The organism is Sphingobacterium sp. 40-24 (genome assembly GCF_001899705.1).
Lineage (GTDB): Bacteria > Bacteroidota > Bacteroidia > Sphingobacteriales > Sphingobacteriaceae > Sphingobacterium > Sphingobacterium multivorum.
In genome coordinates, this window is sequence record NZ_MKWH01000032.1 from 113485 (window position 1) to 132902 (window position 19418).

Below are 19418 nucleotides of genomic sequence, written 5' to 3' on the forward strand. Positions count from 1 at the left end.
CACGCTGATTCGTCATTCAATGAAAAGAATTTTATCGATTTACCTCGACTCCTTTAAGGGACTGTCTCAAGCCGCATGGCTACTTGCCATAGTGATGCTCATTAATAGAATGGGAAGTATGGTGATTCCCTTTCTTGGCCTCTACATGACCCAGATTCTACATTTTGACATTAAACAGGTCGGTGTGGTATTGATGAGTTATGGATTCGGCTCCGTTTGTGGTTCCTATATTGGTGGCTGGCTGACTGACCGGATTGGCAGCTTCAAGGTTCAGTTCGGAAGTCTGGTATTGGCGGCCCCTTTATTCTTACTGATCCCACATTTCAAAGAGGTACAGTCCTTATCCATCATGATTTTTACGTTAAGCTTAATCTTTGATGCCTTCAGACCTGCAAACTCCGTGTCAGTGGCAAGTTACGCTAAACCCGAAAATATCACGCGCGCCTTTTCATTGAATCGTCTTGCCATAAATCTGGGATTTTCAATCGGCCCGGCGGTGGCTGGATTTTTGGCCACCATCTCATTCAATTGGATCTTTTATGGAAATTCTTTTGCCGTCCTTTGCGCTGCAGTGATTTTCTTTGTCTTTTTTCATAAACGAGAAAAAAGAAGCGATATTAAATCTAAAAAAGAGATTACTGCTGAAAACGAATTACCTCAAAAGACACGAAATCCCTATACCGACCTGCCTTTTGTCTTATTCAATATCTTTTGTTGCATTTTCTCATTCTGTTTCTTTCAGTTGATCACAACGTTACCTATTTTCTACCGAGAAGTTCACCATTTGAATGATCACCAAATCGGATTTCTACTCGGCTGGAGTGGATTCGTTATCGTATTACTGGAGATGTTCATTGTCCATATAGCTGAAAAAAGATTCTCGCTTATAAGCACGCTCGTCTTTGGAACATTTTTATGTGCCAGCTCTTATGCCATGTTAAATTTTTCAGGTGGACTCGGGTGGTTATATTTCACATTCTTTATCTTCGGCCTTGGCGAGATGCTGACACTACCCTTTATGGCAACGGTTTCTGTTAACCGTTCGACACCTAAAACACAAGGAGCATACATGGGGTTCAATTCGTTGGCATTTTCAGCTGCAAATATATTTTCGCCGCTTTTAGGGACTAGCATTGTCGATTCCTTCGGTTTTACAACCTTATGGTGGGCAACCGCATTAACCTTATCTGCTACGGCGATCGGATTCTACTTGGTTCTGAGATGGATGAAGTAACCTACACTTGAGAAATGAAAAACGGGTGTATGCTCATGTGAGATACACCCGTTTTTCATTAAACATGCCTGAAACCTACCAAATTTTGATACGTTTATCGACCGGAACAAACATTTTGTCGCCGTTCTTTGTATCCCAAGCCTTATGGAAAGCATCTAGGTTAATGATTGGGGCAAAAGCACGGTACTGTGCTGGAGAATGTGGATCAGTTTTTACTTGATTGACCACAAACTCATCGGTAGTTTTCGTTCTCCAAATCGTTGCCCAGGAAAGGAAAAAGCGCTGGTCCTGTGTAAAACCATCTATTAAACCAGGATTTCCCTTATCGTTCAGATAGAGTTGCAATGCATCAAAAGCCACTGATGAGCCACCTAAATCCCCAATATTCTCCCCTAATGTAAAGCGACCGTTCACAAAAACACCTGGTACAGGTTCGTAGGACTCAAACTGACGTACCAAAGCATCAGCCGCTGCTTCAAATTTCGCCTTATCACTGTCGCTCCACCAATTGTTCAGGTTTCCATTCCCATCGTATTTCGCACCCTGGTCGTCAAATCCGTGCGAAAGTTCGTGACCAATTACCGCACCAATACCGCCGAAATTAACTGCAGCATCAGCTTTATAATCATAGAATGGCGGCTGAAGAATCGCTGCTGGAAAGACAATCTCATTAAACAGTGGACTATAGTAAGCGTTCACAGTCTGTGGAGTCATCCCCCATTCAGATTTGTCCACTGGCTTATCTTGTTTCGCCAAATTCTGGTAAAATGCCCATTTACTCGAAGCTAATACATTTTCATACAACGATGTCCCAACATCAAGTTTGCTAAAATCTTTCCATTTATCCGGGTAACCAATTTTAACTTTAAACTTAGTCAGTTTGTCCAATGCCTTTACTTTCGTTTCATCCGACATCCAAGTCAATCCCTTGATATGCTGCCCGAAAGATTTAACGAGATAGCTTACAAGCTCTTCCGCTTCAGCTTTGGCCTTTGGAGGGAAGTTTTCTTTCACATACAATTTCCCTAATAACTCACCTGCGATCGAATTGACAAATTCCACACCGCGCTTATCCAAAGCACGCTGCTCCTTTTGTCCTTTTAACTTACGACCCCAGAAATCAAAATACAGATCATTTAACTCCTGTGTAGTATATGACGCAGCATTATTTAAAATATGAAATGTCAATAGCTCTTTGATCACCGGTAGATTTTCAGGGTTGAAAACCCGATCCAAATTTTCGTAATACTTTATTTCCGGTACAATAACAGTATCAGCCTTAAAACCGACATCCTTTAGGTACTTTGCAATATCGACGTTTTTCACAATCTTTTTTAGATCGGCTACAGCGATCGGATTATATCGCCCATTTGCATCGCGTGATTGCTCAACGGTTTTAAGGTTTGCCGCCAGCTGCTTTTCAAAGGCGACAATTTTTGGACCTTTTAAATCCTTCGTAATTTGGACTGATTTAGCATAAAGTGCAGAAATATAATTTGAATAATCCGTTAACGTTTCTTCGTTCTTCTTATCTTTTACTTGATAATAAGAACGTCCAAGCCCCAGACTTCCTCCGCCGAGGTATACTGTATTAACATCGGAATTTTTAAGATGCGCATATACATAACCACTAAAAAAAGGATTTCCACCAATCGGTGCTACCTCAACAAGATAGTTGTATAAATCATCAAAATTTTTAATTGCTGCAATTTTAGCAAGATAAGGTTTAACAGGTTCTAAACCAAGTTTATTACGTGTTTTCATATCCACAAATGATTTATACAAATCACCTATCTTCTGATTGTCTGTACCCTTTTGGAATTGTCCAGTTAGCGATTCTTGCAAGACCTTCAACGTAGCAATATCGGTGTTTTCACGCAATTCGTCGAAAGAACCCCAACGTGCTTTATCAGAGGGTATTTTGACTGTTTTCATCCAGTGTCCATTCACAAAATTATAAAAGTCATCTTGAGGACGAACACTCTTGTCCATGTAACTCACATTGATTGCGTTGTTTTGCGCTTGGCCCGCCAATGAGCCGCAGGTTAACAAAGCTGCTAAAAGTAGATTTTTCTTCATATAAAAATTTAGTTTGTCTATCGCTATACACAAACTTAAGCAAAGTTCTTCTATTGTTAATGCAACAATTGGGATTCTAATCGCAACTAAAATTAATGGGGATAATTAAGTCTTGGTTTTATTGCGTGTTGATTTACGTAGTACAAGGATAAAAATCAGTAGAAACAGTGCGACACCGGCAATCCAAATCCACGGATTAGCATACCATAACGTCCCATTCGCTTCTTTAAGCTTTTGATTCTCTTCCAGGGTAACCTGTGCTTTCAATAAAAAAACTGAAAAAACAGGACAAACTATTAAAGCAGTCTTTTTCATATTTAATCACTTCATATGAATAGAATACTCTTTTAGCTGTTTTTGTTTGAAGGAATTAAATTATCCTTGTTTGATTTCGCCTAAATAAACCACGTCTTTTAGATCAAAAGGAGTTTCTTGATACACAAAGTAATTCAACCAATTATTGAAAAGAAGATTCGCATGACTTGTCCAGCGCACCAGAGGGCGATTTTCGGGGTTGTCGTCAACATAATAATTTGCCGGCATAGCAATCTCCTGCCCTTTTTCTAAGTCTCTTTTATACTCTTCATCCAGTGTAAAAGGAGCATATTCTGAATGTCCCGTCAAATAAAACTCGCGTCCCCCGCGTGAAGAAACGATAGCAATACCGGCTTCTGGCGATTCTGAAAGAATTTCTAAACCCTCTTTTACCAGGAGATCATCCTTCTCAATTGTTGTATGGCGGCTGTGCGGTATAAAGAACTCATCGTCAAATCCACGGAATAAAGGATGTCTTTTGTTTAACGCAATGTGCTTAAATACACCAAAAAGTTTTTCCGTTAATGGCTTCTTCTCTACACCATAGAAATGATACAATGCAGCTTGAGACGCCCAACAGATATACAAACTTGATGTTACATGGGTCCTTGCCCAGTCAAAGATGGTCTGAATTTCATCCCAGTAGGTCACTTCCTCAAAAGCAACCATTTCAACTGGAGCCCCCGTAATAATCATTCCGTCGTAGAAATTCTCCTTAACCTCGGTCAAGCTCTTGTAAAACATTTCCAAATGCTCTTCGGGGGTATTCTTTGAAACATGCGTTTCAAGTCGCAAAAATTCCATTTCCACCTGCAAAGGATTATTTGACAGCAAACGAATAAAATCTGTCTCTGTCGTAATTTTAAGCGGCATTAAGTTCAGTACCAAAACACGAAGCGGTCTGATATCCTGCTCATTTGCTCTTAAATCACTCATGACAAATATATTCTCCTTTTTCAACAGCTCAATGGCAGGAAGGTTATTAGGAAGTTTGACCGGCATAGATAATTTCTCCTTATACAATTAGCATGCAAAATTAGCAAGAAAATGCCATAAATGCTAAATGAAACATAAATTATCTTCCATTATATTGTTATAGTCTCCAAGACCAAAAGCTATTCCTTGCTTAAATCCAATAGGGATTTTCTGAATTTCTGTGACCCAAAGTTCATTCCACCTACGTGTTTAATGACCAGCTTACCAGCCTTATCCAAAATAATCGTTGTTGGTATGCTTGTGGTACTCAATTCTTTGGGTAAAGCCGAATTTAATTGATAGACCGGTAGACTATATTTTCTTTTCGCCATAAACTTCCGCGAAGCGCTAAGATTTCCATCGATATCGACAGCCAAAATAACAATAGCATCGTTGCCCTTAAAGTCCTTATAGAGTTGATCCAAGGAAGGCATCTCAGCAAGACATGGTGGACACCATGTCGCCCATAAATTAATAACCACAACTTTTCCTTTGAGCTGGTTTAGGCTCAATATATTGTTTTTACTGTCCCTAAAACTAAGATTGTATCCTTCGGTTCTGCTCTTATTCTCCTCCTCGACCACACAATGCTTGCTTGCTTTAACCAAAAATGGATTGTAAAACAACAAACTAACCAATAAAAGGAGACTATAATTTACTTTTTTTGTCATATAACACTTTAACTAAGCTTAAACATTACGATAACGTTTGTATCCTAATTTGATTGCTTTTACAGCAGAAAATTAATCGAATTTTTTCACGCGTTTTTTTAACGGATTTTTCAGCGGCAATGGAGGTTTAAAATTCGGTGTTAGAATACAAAAGCGAAAAGATAAGTGTAAAAGATATTACAAACAAATTTAGGGATATGTATATTATATAGTATGAAAATAAGTAAATGAATATGAGCAAAGAGAAATCAATACAAGAAATTGAAATTAACGGAAAAGTTTACCAGTATAGTTCTATTAAAGATCTCCCTCAAGGTAATGTTATGCACCTACCGTTCAGCATCCGGATACTACTGGAAAATGTATTGCGAAACCATGATGGATTCAGTATCACAGACGAGCATGTCAATACCCTGATTCATTGGACTCCACAACCTGTTGACAAAGATATCCCCTTCAAACCGGCCAGAATTTTAATGCAGGATTTCACCGGAGTACCTGCTGTAGTCGATATGGCATCACTACGTGCCGAATTTATCCGTCATGGCAAGGATGGACAAAAAATAAATCCTGCTATCCCGGTGGATCTGGTCATTGATCATTCCGTTCAGGTCGACTACTTTGGTACACAGTACTCGTATGACAAGAATGTCGAGTTGGAATATGAACGCAACCGTGAGCGTTATGAACTCCTTAAATGGGCACAGAAAGGATTAAAAAATTTTACCGTTGTTCCCCCAGGTATGGGTATCTGCCATCAGGTCAACTTGGAATATCTTGCCAAAGGAGTCATTGAACGTGACAATTGGCTTTTTCCTGACACATTAGTAGGGACTGATTCGCATACACCAATGGTCAATGGTATTGGTGTATTAGGTTGGGGAGTTGGTGGTATTGAGGCCGAGGCAGCCATGCTTGGACAACCCATCTTTTTCACCTGCCCCGAGGTTATCGGCCTTAAACTTACGGGCAAAATACCAGCGACATGCACCGCGACGGACATGGTTCTTTCCATCACAAAAATACTTCGTGATACAGGTGTTGTGGGCAAATTTGTTGAAGTATTTGGCGATGGATTGGACAGCCTTTCGGTGACAGATCGTGCGACAATATCCAATATGTCACCAGAATTTGGCTGTACGGTTACCTATTTTCCGATCGATGACCGAACCCTTGAGTACATGCATAGCACCAATCGAAGTGCCGAACAGATTAAAATTGTTGAAGATTATTGTAAAAGCAATTTACTCTGGCGGACAGGCAAGGAAGAAATTCAATATTCGTCGGTTGTTGAATTCAATTTATCAAGTCTGGAGCCAACTGTATCCGGCCCTAAGCGACCTCAGGATAAAATTCTTGTGAAAGATCTAAAAACTACATTTTCACATCTCTTGGATAGCGAACACCATCGACAGTATATCCCTGTTCTACAGCGATCGGAATCTGCTTGGCTTGCCGACGGCGGGTCTGGTACGGAGTTTACCTTTGGTAAGGTACCTATTGAACATGATTCACCGCATGAAGTTATCCAAGAGTCTATTCATGCTGTGCGCATCAAGCACAATCATAAAGAATATATTGTCAGTGATGGCAGTATTGCCATTGCCGCCATAACAAGCTGTACCAATACCTCGAACCCTACTGTGATGATCGGCGCAGGATTATTGGCCCGTAACGCTATCGAGTGTGGACTGCGGACCAAATCCTGGGTAAAGACCTCCTTAGCCCCTGGTTCAAAAGTCGTTACACAATACCTTGAAAGATCAGGACTTAGTGCTGATCTCGATGCCCTGCGTTTTCACACGGTGGGTTACGGTTGTACCTCCTGTATTGGAAACTCGGGTCCTCTTCCACCACAAATAGCAGAGGCAGTGGAAAAAGGTGAACTCATTGTCGCATCGGTATTGTCTGGTAACCGAAATTTTGAGGCGCGTGTGCATCCTCAGGTAAAAATGAACTTTTTAATGTCGCCGATGCTTGTTGTTGCCTATGCGTTAGTCGGAAGAGTTGATATTAATCTCTTGGAGGAGCCGCTCGACTACGACCCGAATGGTGAGCCCGTATATCTGAAAGATATTTGGCCGAGCCGCGAGGATATTATGGAAACCGTCAATGCCTGCGTCAAACAATCGGATTTTCAAGAAGTTTATGATGTCATCTTCGATGGTTCAACAGACTGGCAAGAACTTGAAGTGAATCTGGATCAAAATTACCAGTGGGACAACACGTCTACCTACATTAAAGAATCACCTTTTTTTGAAAATTTACAGGCTGTACCAAATCCGATACAAGACATCCAAAATGCAAGGGTGTTACTTTATCTTGGTGATTCGGTTACAACGGATCATATCTCACCTGCAGGGTCATTCAAAGAAGAAACTGCGGCTGGGCAATACCTCAGCGCACATCAGGTAAGTAAAGAAGATTTTAATTCGTATGGATCTAGACGTGGGAACCACGAAGTTATGATGCGTGGAACATTTGCCAATGTGCGTATTAAAAACAAAATTACTGATCGTGAAGGTGGATTTAGCCGTTATTTCCCAAGCAATGAGGTGAAGACGGTATATGAAACCGCAATGGAATATCGAAAAAACAACACTGCACTCATTGTGCTGGCTGGAAAAGAGTATGGTTCGGGCTCTTCAAGAGATTGGGCTGCAAAGGGAACATTTCTGCTCGGCGTACGTGCGGTTATTGCTGAAAGTTTTGAGCGTATTCACCGAAGTAATCTTGTCGGTATGGGGGTAGCACCACTTGTGTTTATCAATGACGAAAATGCAGAGAAATTAGGACTAAATGGAACAGAAGTCTATAACATCACGGGACTTGCGAACGATTTAACACCCCATAAACTCCTCTCGGTAAAGGCGGTGCATGACAATGGAAAAACAACCACATTTCAAGTGAAAGCAAGACTCGATTCTGCCATTGAAATCGAGTATTTTAAAAATGACGGTATTCTGCAATATGTGCTACGGCAATATTTAAAAAACAACTAACATTCGGCAAATTGAAGAATTGAAATAGCTAAAAAAGTAAAGGGCACTCTATAGGGTGCCCTTTAACAACTATATTAAAACCTACCAGAGTTCTACAATACTTCAGTCTTGCCCCCAGAATTATGTTTTATGGCTATGCCAAATATAGTTGTAAAAAATTACCCTTTTTATCCCTGAAATCAGGTATTTTGCATACAAGCGGATGTAGCGCATTGACTTCATTTTAAAGTAAAATCATCCGGGAGAATTGTTTATTTTCGCTAAGATCAATGCCAATAGCATACAGAATGGAAGAACTTATCGAACAAACAATCACTAAACAAACATGGACACCTGAACTGAAGCAAGTTCAGGAATTTTACAAATGTACTTTTGAGCAATGTGATTTTCAGAGCGCGGAACTGTTAGACCTCATTTTCACAAATTGTGAATTTAAATCGTGTAATCTTTCCAATGTCAGTCTGAAGGGCACACAACTAGATCATGTTGTCTTTAATGACTGCAAAATGCTAGGTATACACTTTAATGAATGTAATTCATTTTCCTTTCATGTTAATTTCAGCAACTCGGTATTGGATTACTCCTCTTTTTTTGAACGAAATATAAAGAAATTTCAGTTTGATCACTGTTCGTTGCAACATGTGGATTTTGAACGAGCTAATCTGCAACAGGCGGTGTTTAGAAAAGCGAATTTGTTAAATGCCCGTTTTATACAAAGCAATCTCGAAGGCTGTGATTTTCGGTCCTCCATCAACATCCAGCTCGATCCCGAGGCCAATCGCATGAAAAAAAGTAAATTTGGTCGGGAACAGCTGTCTGGACTATTGCTTAAATATCAGTTGGCCATCGATTAAATCTCAGACAGGGGTTTGATAAGGGCCTGAAGATCGTTGCATGAGATCGGCTCGATTTCGATTTATCATTAAATAACGGATTTCAGGGATATAACACCTTACATTGAATCAGGATATTTGTCTTTCAAAGTTTAAGAAGATGAAAAAAATATCCCTATCGTTCGTAGCTATCTTGGCGGCCAGCAGCATGTCGTTTGCACAAATCAATAAAGCATTCAAGATCAACTATGCCATTACCTATTCCGTCGATCCCAGCGAAGAAGCGCAAGCAGCTCCAGTTTCTGTCTACGAAGCTTATGTTAACAATGATAAAATAAAAGTTGTATCGGCTTCCGGAGACGGCGAAGAGTCCATCTTTCTCGTTAAAAAAAATGAAGAGCAATCGGTTATATTATACCCAGGACTGGCAAAATATGTCGTGAAAGAAAATGAGCTTAGCTCACATGCGATCAAACTCGTCCCAAACCAGACGAAAATGATCGCTGGTTATCCCTGCAAACTAGCGAAGGTAGAAATTCCTATTTCGGAAGATAACGCGGAAAACAGTACCCTATCGATTTGGTATAGCGATAAACTGCCAGTCGCCTATTGGGAGGGCTTTGATCTGTTCAAAAAAATACCTGGGGCTGTGCTGCAGCTAACAACACCGCTTGGCATGAATATGATTGCGCAGAACATCACCGATAGCCAACTGGACGAAAAGGATTTTATTGTACCTGAGGATTATGAACAAGTAGCATCCATTTATGATGACGAAGAGGATGCGGAAGATAGCAACCAGATTGCTGAAAATCTCTATTTATTTGAAGATGCTGCAACTAGCCTTTTGGGGGTAAAAGACGGCGATGAAAAAACAATTGTGCCAGCACAATACCTTTACATTGCTCCATTTGTTGGCGACCTGAGTATAGTTCAATATAAAGATGAAAAATATGGTGCCATTAATCTCACCGGTAAACCAATCCTCCCCTTCCGATACGATTATTTAGGTTACGATGACCATCTTGGCCAACTGGTTTTTGGACTAAACGAAAAATATGGGGTCATGGATAAGTCTGGTAAAATTTTGATCCCAGCAAATTATGATATGATATCATTCATTAACGGGGGCTATGCTGTATTTCAAGTGAAAGATAAATATGGCATATTGAATCAAGCGGGTAAAATAATTGTGCCGGCAACGTATAGCTTTATTTCTGAAAACAATGCAACGCATTTCGTCAGCATCGAAAACGACAAGTATAATCTTACTGATATTAAGACCAATAAAATCGTTGCGCCCGACTACGATTTGATTTCAATTACCGAAGAACCCAATCTTTTCCTTGCAAGCAAAGGTGGAAAGTATGGGTATTTAGATGGTCAGGGAAAAGTTGCAATACCATTTATATACAGTGGAGCTACCTCGTTTAGCGATGGCGTGGCTTCTGTTTCATTAGCGGATTCGGACGATGTAATTTTGATTAATACAAAAGGCGAACGTGTGGAAATAGATGCTGCGGCAGAGGCAACAGATATAATTTAAACATCAGCAACCAAAAAAGGCAACAGATCTATCTGTTGCCTTTTTTGGTTGCTGATCATCAATGATCAGTATAAGGTTATTTTTTCTTTTTAAACAGCATTTTGCCGATCGTAAATAAAATCACCACAATTATGCCTCCACCTAGGCCAAATAACAGCTCTTTTAGCATGCTTGGCAGAGCAGGTAGCGCGTGATGTAAGAAATCAATATAATGCGCAAATATTCCGCCTGAAACCAAAATTAAAGCAAATGTACCAACCACAGCCAATAACTTGATAACAAAAGGCAGTGCGCGGACTAAAAGACGACCTAAACTCGCTACAGGGCCTTTCTCACGGGAGGTTTTAATCAATTTATAACCCGCATCGTCCATCCGAACGATAAGTGCCACAATACCATAGACTCCAACTGTGGCTAAAAAAGCAACAACCGAAACCGTAATAATTTGTAAGGACAAGCTTTTTCCAAGAACTGTTCCTAAAGCGATAATGACGATCTCCACGGAAAGAATAAAGTCTGTCGTGATAGCCGATTTTACCTTCGCTTTTTCAACAGCAACTGAGTTTTCAGCAACGACAGTCTCTACTTTCGTTTCTTCTGTAGCATGTTTGCGGTGAAACAGGTATTCAATAATCTTTTCAACACCTTCAAAAGCAAGGTAGAAACCACCCAAAATTAAAATATATTTGATGGCAATTGGAAAAAAGACGTTCAGTAATAAAGCAATAGGTACAATGATCAACTTATTGAGCAGCGAACCCTTTGTAATTGCCCATAAAACTGGGAGCTCACGTGAAGCCAAAAAACCAGTCGCTTTCTCTGCATTTACCGCTAAATCGTCACCTAAGATTCCAGCAGTTTTTTTTGTTGCGATTTTGCTCGCCACTGCTACATCATCCATCAACGCTGCAATATCATCTAGTATTGCAAATATTCCTGAAGCCATATTTATATAAAAATTGAACGTAAAAATATAAATTTAATTCAATTTTGAACTAAAGAATTTAATCCATTTGTAATATTAAGCTACATTACATTTGATTTAAATACGTAATTTTAATACCACAAGGACAACCGTTATGAAAAATTCACTTACACTGCAGGAACAGTCAATGCTACTTGAAACATTAAAACAAAGGTTTCAGAAATTTCCTAAAAGACATCCACAGATCAGTTGGGATGATGTTGCGCATAAATTACTTGAAAATCCCAAGAAATTATGGAGCTTGTTCCAAATGGAAAAGAGCGCTGGCGAACCCGACCTTATTCTGATTGATGCAAACAAAGAACAGTATGCTTTTGTGGATTGTGCTGAGGAAAGTCCCAAAGGAAGAAGAAGCCTCTGTTTTGACCAAAGAGCCATAGATGAAAGGAAAGAAAACAAGCCTATTGGGAATGCTGTGGAAGAAGCTAAGAAAATGGGGACTGAGCTACTGAATGAAGAACAATATCGCCAACTTCAACAATTAGGTGAATTTGATTTAAAAACTTCCAGCTGGATACAAACACCAGATGCCATCCGCAAGCTTGGAGGTGCCTTATTCTGTGACCGACGTTACAACCAAGTCTTTACCTATCATAATGGCGCAATCTCCTATTATGCCGCACGTGGATTTCGCTGCATACTTTTTCTTTAAAAGTCCCTAACCTTCAAAATTTAAAACCTATATGAAAACAATTGTAATAGCCACCCTGCTCTTTTGCTGGGGAGCTGCCCAACCGCTTTTTTCACAAGTATCTTTTCCATCGTTCTTGGAAGGGACATGGAAGGTGGACAATAAAGAGCAATACGAACAATGGGATCGTATAAATGAACACGAATTAAAGGGACTTTCCTATACGTTGAAAAATGGGCAAAAGATCGTCAGTGAATACCTAAAATTGACCAAAATAAAGGATAAAGTTGTATACACAGCACTGGTCATCGGACAAAACCATGGAAAAGAAGTCAATTTTGAGCTAAGTTATCAGGATAGTACCTATTCGTTTATCAATGAGGCCCATGATTTCCCCAATTACATTCGGTACACACCAGTCGCCACAAACCGACTTCACATTGTCGTAGAAGGAAAATCGGGAAGAGCCAGGTCTTTTTATGCGAGCAGAATTGCACCGACCACGACTGAAGGAAACCCAAATTACGATCAAGAGCTCGCAAAAAAATTGGGGGCTGATGATTATGGAATGAAATCCTACATCTTTGTCCTCCTCAAAACTGGCGAGAATAAAACAACAGACAAACAATTCATTAATGAATGTTTCAAAGGTCACATGGAAAATATCAATCGTCTCGTAAAAAATGGGCAATTGATTGTTGCTGGCCCATTTGGAAAAAATGACGACAACTTTCGGGGCCTTTTTATCTTAAATAACATGGCTTCAACTGATGCGGCAAAGCATATTTTAGAGAACGATCCAGCGATAAAAAACGGCCTCTTAGAAGCTTCGTTTTACCCCTGGTATGGTTCAGCTGCCTTGGCAGAATATCTGTCCCAAGTAGATAAAATCTGGAAAAAACAACATTAGCCCTTTGGTCATGACATAGGGTTGTCATTGGCCGATCTAACTTTGGGGAAAACTAAGCGAAATGAATAATAAAATAATCCCTTCATTCAGTATAATAGGTCTTGCCATCCGTACAAGCAACCAAAATGGGCAGGCGGCGAAAGACATTCCAGAACTTTGGGCCCGCTTTTTTAAAGAAGATGTGTTGAGCCGTATTCCCAACAAGATATCCAGCGAACTCTATTGTATCTATACCGAATATGAAAAAGATCACACATTGCCTTATACGACTTTATTAGGCTGTAAAGTCAGCAATCTTGAAGAACTACCCGAAGACTTGGACGGTATTCATATCGCTGAAAACCATTACCGACATTTTACAGCAGAAGGAAATTTGGAAGATGGCATCGTTTATGAAACTTGGCAAAGGATATGGCGTTCGGATTTACCCAGAACGTATGCCGCAGACCTCGAAATATATGGCGAAAAAGCCCAAAACCCACACGATGCAAAGGTGGATATATACATAGGCATTCATTAGGGTCTTTATCGTAACAAAACGTATGTGTTAAGGTATTTATCGTTTATTTTAAACTAAATAACCCTTACCTTTGTGCCGATTTAAAGAAAAACATGATGCAAGGCAATACGACATACAGAAAAAAAGTTGTTCGATATAGCTATCTAAAATTAATTGGAAGTTCAGCGCTCGTCAGTATCGTTTGTTGTGTATTGGCATACAGCCTCAAACACAGCACAGCTTATGTACAGGAAGAATTGTTTGAAAGTGTATCTTCCTGGGATGCCAAACTTTTTATTGTTTTACCCAGCATAGGTATTACAGCGATTTACTTCTTACGGAAATACGCTTTTCAAAACAGAAAAAACAAAGGGATCAAAGAAATTTATACGACACTGGAAACAAGAAAAGACCATTTACCTTTTTTTAAGATTCCTTCACATTATATCAATGGTTTTCTAACGGTAGTTTTTGGTGGGTCAACCGGTGTTGAAGTTTCTACAGTTGTTGCATCAGCCACGGTGGGTAACCAAGCGTATAAGCGATTACATCCAGCTTGGGCTTACAAAACCGAGTTGATCTGCGCTGGCGTAATCGCTGGAGTCACCCTGTTGTTTGGAAGTGCATTGGGTGGTTTTCTTTTTGCTTTTGAGGTAATTGCACGCAGATATAACAAGACCTTGCTCATTAGCGGACTAACTTCAATGGCCCTGGCTTCCGTATTTGTCTATTATCTTGACGCAAGTCCTTTGTTTACATTTGAGGTAAAAGTATGGCGATGGCAAGCGATCCCTTTTGTCGCTATTTTGGGATTGATTGGCGGGATTTTAGCATTATATTTTACTAAAACGGTAATTTATGCGAAGTCCTATTTTGCAGGCATAAAAAGTAATTTTATCCGTGTCAACTTGGGTGCAATCACCGTTGGAACATTTATCTTTTTCTTACCGGTACTCTATGGCGACAGCTATCATGGTCTTGGAGAGATTCTAAAAAGCAGTCTGCATGATTCTGTCAATTTACTTTACTTTCTTCCGTTGATCCTGCTTGTTCTCTTAAAACCTTTTGTGGCTTCTCTGACGCTAGGTGCTGGTGGTGACGGCGGCGTTTTTGCCCCCAGTATTGTTACAGGTGCATTGTTAGGCGTTTTGTTTGCACAGCTTTGCAACCATTATCTAGGCACACAATTGGTGGTTATTAATTTTGCCCTTTTTGGTGCTGCAGCAATGCTTTCTGCGGCTATACATGCACCTTTCACGGCGATCTTTATTATTGCAAGCCTTGTTCCTTCCGGATATTTATTACTAGCCCCCCTACTCATCAGCAGTTTTATTGCGAAAACGCTAGCTAAAAAACTATATCCTTATAACGTATACACCTATAAGGAAGTGGCGACGGCCAGGTAATCAAAAGAAATTAAATACGAAAGCGGCTCAGACATCAATCTGAGCCGCTTTTTCTTGCCATTAGTCTTCTCTGCTCCCATCATCTGCCATGCGGACAATCTTGGGCGAAAATTTTGCCACGACATCAACAAGATCTTTTTGTGAAGCCATGACAGTGTGGATGTCTTTATAGGCCATCGGCGCTTCATCCATCCCTGCTCCAAGCAGCATAACACCTTGATCTTTAAGCATCGCATGAAGGTCATGGGAAGATAAGGTTTTAATCGCTTGTGTACGGCTCATCAGTCGACCTGCCCCATGAGATGCCGATTGTATAGCATTCGACTCCCCTTTTCCGCGAACCAAAAACCCTGGTGTCGCCATGGAGCCCGGAATAATCCCCATTACCCCTTTTGCAGCGGGCGTCGCACCCTTTCGGTGTACAATAACATCTTGACCATTCCAAGTTTCCTTCCATGCAAAATTGTGGTGATTTTCAACTTTCGCCAACAATTCAGCTCCTAAAGCCAACGTGATCTTGTCATGAATCACTTCGTGGCAGGCTGACGCATAATCGCCAGCGAGATTCATGGCCAGCCAATACTCCTGTCCCTCATGGCTATCCAGGTCCAAATAAGCCAGATTTTCCGCTTGATAAGGTAACTTACACACGGATTTGGCCAGCTTGGTATAATGTGCTGCTAGGGTAGCGCCCATTCCTCTTGAACCCGAATGTGTCAACAAACCCAAATAACTGCCGCTATCAATGTTTAAAACCTCATCTCTTTCCTCAAATTCGACTATACCAAATTCCACAAAATGATTCCCCCCACCGGAAGAGCCCAATTGGGTCCAGGCTTTATCCTTCAAGGAGGAAAGTAAACTATTCTCATTGAATAATTTGTTTTCCAGTACAGCATGATCTACGCGTTCATGTCTCAGGTATCCATTACCAGCCCCAAATTTACTGTTTCGTAGAATAATATCTTTCAGCGTCATTATATTGTGCTCCACAAATGAACCCGGTAGATCAAAGATGGACAAAGCCATGCGACAGCCAATATCGACACCAACACCATAAGGGATCACGGCATTATTTGTCGCCAGAACTCCTCCGATTGGCAATCCGTATCCTTGATGGGCGTCTGGCATCAATGCTCCGGCAACCGAAACTGGTAATTTCATGGCGATATTCATCTGTGCTTTCGCCCCTGTTTCAATTTCAGACGAACCGTAAATGGTATAATCCGCCGGGTTTTCGTTCAAGACAATTAATGACTTGTCAATTGCCTCTTGCCCAAGCAGAGCACTCGCTAAAATTCCGAAAACAGCATCATCAGAATAGCTGGTCGGATTTTCCAAAACAGCTTTAAACTTTTCAAGCATTTCTGCCCGCGTAAAACCGTGTCTTTTACTGTTGATCTTCAGCGCTACTCCCAAGCTATGATTTTCTTTATATCCCAAAGCAATTAAGTCATTGCCGTTTATTCTCTTATTTTCCATTTTCTTACTTTCTAATTTATAGAGTAGCTTTACAACTCCTCCAAAGCAGGTAACAACAGCTCTTTACGTTGCTACCTGCACCTCTTTCAATTTAATAATCTTTTATTTCACAAACAATTGTTTGAGTTGGTCAACAATCTGTCCATTTCCGGAAACCGAAATCGTATTGATCTTTTCTGCGATCTTTTCGACATATTCCATTTCCTTCAACTTAAACAACATACTGTTTTCTTCCATCAGTTTCGCCGTATTCAACAAACTCCGTGTCGAAGCGGTCTCTTCGCGACGCATGATGCTATTTGCCTGCGCCCTCTTCTCTGCAATCAACACCTGGTTCATGATGTCCCGCACATCCCCTGGTAAAATAACATCTTTAACACCGCAGGTCAACAGTGTTAGTCCCAAGCTCGCAACCTGTTGTAATGTATTTTCTAAGATATAGCCTTGTATTTCAGTCTTCCGCTCCATCAGCTCGTCTAACGTCATCTGCCCGATATAGGACCGTAGGGTCAACTGCATCAACGAATACAATTGCTTCTCGTGGTCTTTATTATTCAATAGTGCTTTGACAATATCCACAATCTGATATTGCAGCGTGAAATTGATTCTGATCTGTGCTTTATCTTTAGACAAGATCTCCTGTCCTACCACCTCCAAGGTCAAAACCCGCATATCAGCTTTTGAAATCGCTATGGTTTTTGCATTCTTCCACCAATAATACGTTCCCGACTTCAAGATATCCACAAACACACCGTCTACAAAAAACAGGGATTTCTCATTTGGTTCAATTTTATACTGACGTACATAATAGCTCAAACTCTGTTTCTCCAACAACTGACGATTTAAAGATGCCGGAACCTCAATCTCCGCAATGTCTTCCAGTTGAAATCTGCGTTCACGCAATTCCTTCCAAAAAACATGTCTGCCGGAGGCTAACGTCTTTTCGAAATTATTATTCAAAAAAACAAGACAAATCTCCGTATCGCCCACCTCAACGATGTCGACCAATTCACTAAAACCTGCCAACTGCAAAAGCACATCGATATTACGATCGGAAGGAAATGGATGAGTAGTTGTATATTTCTCCAGTTTTTCACCAAATCCCAACCAATAGTTACCGGATTTTAAAACACGGACCACCATATTGTTTTTAATAACCAATCCGATTTCTGCTGTAGTTATCTGTACTCTTTTCATTTGTATATTCTTTTAAATTTTCATTATTGCTATTATAAAACCTGCTATTTTTTATCCCTTGACCTCAAGCGGGATTCAAAAGCCCAAGTACCCGCTTTTAAAATCAAAAGTCGGTGAACAAATACCCCATCTTATTGGTCACGACTTGTTAGTATAAATTCAAATACCACATCTTAGGAATCTCAGGCCATCAATCAATTGCATAGTCGCATGAAAACAGCGCATAAGCAGGATAAAAAGATAGCAAGCTTCTACCAAATGACCTTTTTAAAGAAGGTCTTAACTTTGAATGTCCGAATGGACAGTTCGGTGCAATACCCTTATGCTATTCCATCCGAAAATGGAAGTGGGATTCGACCCCACACGATTGAGCTGTTGTTCTACCCAGACTGAACTATCCTGATTGCTCAGGAGTAGGAATCGAACCTACGACCCACAACTATCTGCTCTGCTCTACCCTTGAGCTACCTTTTTACGGGAGAGGACTCGAACCTCTAACACGAGCACTTTCCTTTCAACTTCTCGTTTTATCAGTATATTGATTCTCATAGAGAACAATACTAACCTGCTATACTGAAACAGGTGACCAGGATGCCACTGAAGAAGAAAGGCTTCTTTAATACTTCATCAAGAAGTATATATCTTAAAGCTATTCGCTATAATTTCATCAAAGAACGTTTGTCATTGTTGACATTACAAATATCGTTGGGTTAATGCGCAGGGAATTTGCGTAGAAAAAAAAAGAAGTAAAAAAAATATAAAGAAAATATAAAATGCTGTTATACAGCAATTAAAAATAAATAATTAGCATCAGAAAGAAACAAGGGACTCTTAACTACGCAGATGTATTGCGTTTATACGCCACACGATCGGCACACAGAGCTTTGCTTTATTTCAACAAGAATGGGAAATAGGATTTTTTGGCAAATATGCTGTAGAAATATAGCGGTAATCCGTGATCGTGTTATGGGATTTATATCCTAATTTTACACCCAAATAAAAGACGATATCAAAAGATGAAAAGTTTGTATACAACAATACTGCTGTTTTACATGCTAGCGAGCTGTATAAATCCAACGAAAAACCATAAAAGCACTGCAGTGGAACATCCTGCAAAGCAGGTTTTAATCAACGACGGCACAGGCACAGCGAAGCAAAACACGACAATTGCTCAGCATCAGCAAGCGGAAGATTGGTTAAAAGAGATTTTTAAATGTAAAAGTTCTGCATCCGGCAAATATTGTTACTATCTGGACAAAGAAGATGCCTTATGTACCAAACGCTTTCAGGCGTTCTTAAAAGATGCCAATGAAATTTACGGGCCATCTAACCTCACAGATGAAGAACTGCCCAAAGCTGAAGCAGCTTACAAAGCTAAATGGGAAAAAATCTATCCCTTATATACAGCGGAAACCTGGTTATTTGGAAGAGGTAATGACGACGCATTGGATATCAAGGATGTTAAAATCGACAAAATAACGGAGAGCAAGTTTATCGTATTTATTGATTACGGCGATAATATCCGAACCAAAAACGAGGTTCAATTGGTCCATGAGCAAGGTTCTTATAAAATAGACTACTGCAAGACGACTTTCCTACATTAACCGTAATCCCTCCTAAAAAATGAGCATGCCAATTCCCCAGACGATAAAT

Annotated in this window: 17 protein-coding genes and 1 tRNA gene; 10 read left to right on the plus strand and 8 right to left on the minus strand. The window is 40.1% G+C overall.

Annotated elements, in window-relative coordinates; all coding sequences use genetic code 11:
- The first annotated feature begins 19 nt into the window (after positions 1-19).
- Positions 20-1234, plus strand: coding sequence for an MFS transporter (locus BGP15_RS11735; RefSeq protein WP_286769606.1), 1215 nt, complete (start codon positions 20-22; stop codon positions 1232-1234).
- Between the two features lie 75 nt (positions 1235-1309).
- Here BGP15_RS11735 and BGP15_RS11740 read toward each other — a convergent pair whose 3' ends face one another.
- The 4 genes from BGP15_RS11740 to BGP15_RS11755 all read right to left on the minus strand — a co-directional run bounded on the left by BGP15_RS11740 (position 1310) and on the right by BGP15_RS11755 (position 5274).
- Entirely contained in the window at positions 1310-3313 is a 2004-nt protein-coding gene (locus BGP15_RS11740; RefSeq protein WP_286769607.1) for a M13 family metallopeptidase, read from the minus strand.
- Positions 3314-3418: 105 nt separating this feature from the next.
- Positions 3419-3628 carry a hypothetical protein gene (locus BGP15_RS11745; RefSeq protein WP_046673330.1) on the minus strand — a complete coding sequence of 70 codons (210 nt, stop codon included), beginning with the start codon at positions 3626-3628 and terminating at the stop codon, positions 3419-3421.
- Positions 3629-3688: 60 nt separating this feature from the next.
- Positions 3689-4630, minus strand: coding sequence for a homoserine O-acetyltransferase MetA (metA, locus tag BGP15_RS11750; protein ID WP_286769608.1), 942 nt, complete (start codon positions 4628-4630; stop codon positions 3689-3691).
- Between the two features lie 113 nt (positions 4631-4743).
- Positions 4744-5274 (minus strand): TlpA family protein disulfide reductase, encoded by a 531-nt coding sequence (locus BGP15_RS11755; protein ID WP_286769609.1) that lies wholly within the window; start codon positions 5272-5274, stop codon positions 4744-4746.
- A gap of 233 nt (positions 5275-5507) precedes the next feature.
- Between BGP15_RS11755 and acnA the strand changes: the two genes are divergently transcribed.
- The 3 genes from acnA to BGP15_RS11770 all read left to right on the plus strand — a co-directional run bounded on the left by acnA (position 5508) and on the right by BGP15_RS11770 (position 10655).
- Positions 5508-8276 carry an aconitate hydratase AcnA gene (acnA, locus tag BGP15_RS11760; RefSeq protein ID WP_286769610.1) on the plus strand — a complete coding sequence of 923 codons (2769 nt, stop codon included), beginning with the start codon at positions 5508-5510 and terminating at the stop codon, positions 8274-8276.
- Between the two features lie 287 nt (positions 8277-8563).
- Complete coding sequence (locus BGP15_RS11765) at positions 8564-9130, plus strand: pentapeptide repeat-containing protein (RefSeq protein WP_286769611.1); 567 nt, start codon at positions 8564-8566, stop codon at positions 9128-9130.
- A gap of 139 nt (positions 9131-9269) precedes the next feature.
- Positions 9270-10655: a WG repeat-containing protein gene (locus BGP15_RS11770; protein WP_286769612.1), complete on the plus strand. Its 1386-nt coding sequence runs from the start codon at positions 9270-9272 to the stop codon at positions 10653-10655.
- A gap of 76 nt (positions 10656-10731) precedes the next feature.
- On the opposite strand, the gene BGP15_RS11775 is transcribed toward BGP15_RS11770, so the two are convergent.
- On the minus strand, positions 10732-11601 hold the full coding sequence (locus tag BGP15_RS11775; protein WP_286769613.1) for a DUF808 domain-containing protein: 870 nt from the start codon (positions 11599-11601) through the stop codon (positions 10732-10734).
- Between the two features lie 133 nt (positions 11602-11734).
- On the opposite strand from BGP15_RS11775, the gene BGP15_RS11780 reads away from it, so the two are divergent.
- The 4 genes from BGP15_RS11780 to BGP15_RS11795 all read left to right on the plus strand — a co-directional run bounded on the left by BGP15_RS11780 (position 11735) and on the right by BGP15_RS11795 (position 15086).
- Positions 11735-12292: a DUF4256 domain-containing protein gene (locus BGP15_RS11780; RefSeq protein WP_286769614.1), complete on the plus strand. Its 558-nt coding sequence runs from the start codon at positions 11735-11737 to the stop codon at positions 12290-12292.
- A 31-nt stretch (positions 12293-12323) separates the two neighbouring features.
- The gene (locus BGP15_RS11785) at positions 12324-13181 is read left to right on the plus strand and encodes a DUF6265 family protein (RefSeq protein WP_112374103.1); all 858 of its coding nucleotides are present in this window, start codon (positions 12324-12326) and stop codon (positions 13179-13181) included.
- A 61-nt stretch (positions 13182-13242) separates the two neighbouring features.
- Entirely contained in the window at positions 13243-13701 is a 459-nt protein-coding gene (locus BGP15_RS11790) for a GyrI-like domain-containing protein (protein WP_046673474.1), read from the plus strand.
- A 92-nt stretch (positions 13702-13793) separates the two neighbouring features.
- Positions 13794-15086 (plus strand): chloride channel protein, encoded by a 1293-nt coding sequence (locus BGP15_RS11795; protein WP_286769615.1) that lies wholly within the window; start codon positions 13794-13796, stop codon positions 15084-15086.
- Between the two features lie 60 nt (positions 15087-15146).
- Here the strand turns inward: BGP15_RS11795 and BGP15_RS11800 are convergent, their stop codons facing one another.
- Complete coding sequence (locus tag BGP15_RS11800) at positions 15147-16568, minus strand: RtcB family protein (RefSeq protein WP_112374101.1); 1422 nt, start codon at positions 16566-16568, stop codon at positions 15147-15149.
- 102 nt (positions 16569-16670) lie between these two features.
- The gene (locus BGP15_RS11805; protein ID WP_286769616.1) at positions 16671-17765 is read right to left on the minus strand and encodes a slipin family protein; all 1095 of its coding nucleotides are present in this window, start codon (positions 17763-17765) and stop codon (positions 16671-16673) included.
- 210 nt (positions 17766-17975) lie between these two features.
- On the opposite strand from BGP15_RS11805, the gene BGP15_RS11810 reads away from it, so the two are divergent.
- A complete protein-coding gene (locus BGP15_RS11810) occupies positions 17976-18158 on the plus strand; it encodes a hypothetical protein (protein WP_286769617.1) in 183 nt (60 codons plus the stop codon).
- A gap of 14 nt (positions 18159-18172) precedes the next feature.
- Here the strand turns inward: BGP15_RS11810 and BGP15_RS11815 are convergent.
- Positions 18173-18234: transfer RNA gene (locus BGP15_RS11815), tRNA-OTHER, on the minus strand.
- Between the two features lie 547 nt (positions 18235-18781).
- Between BGP15_RS11815 and BGP15_RS11820 the strand changes: the two genes are divergently transcribed.
- Positions 18782-19369 (plus strand): hypothetical protein, encoded by a 588-nt coding sequence (locus tag BGP15_RS11820; protein ID WP_286769618.1) that lies wholly within the window; start codon positions 18782-18784, stop codon positions 19367-19369.
- Positions 19370-19418: the final 49 nt, after the last annotated feature.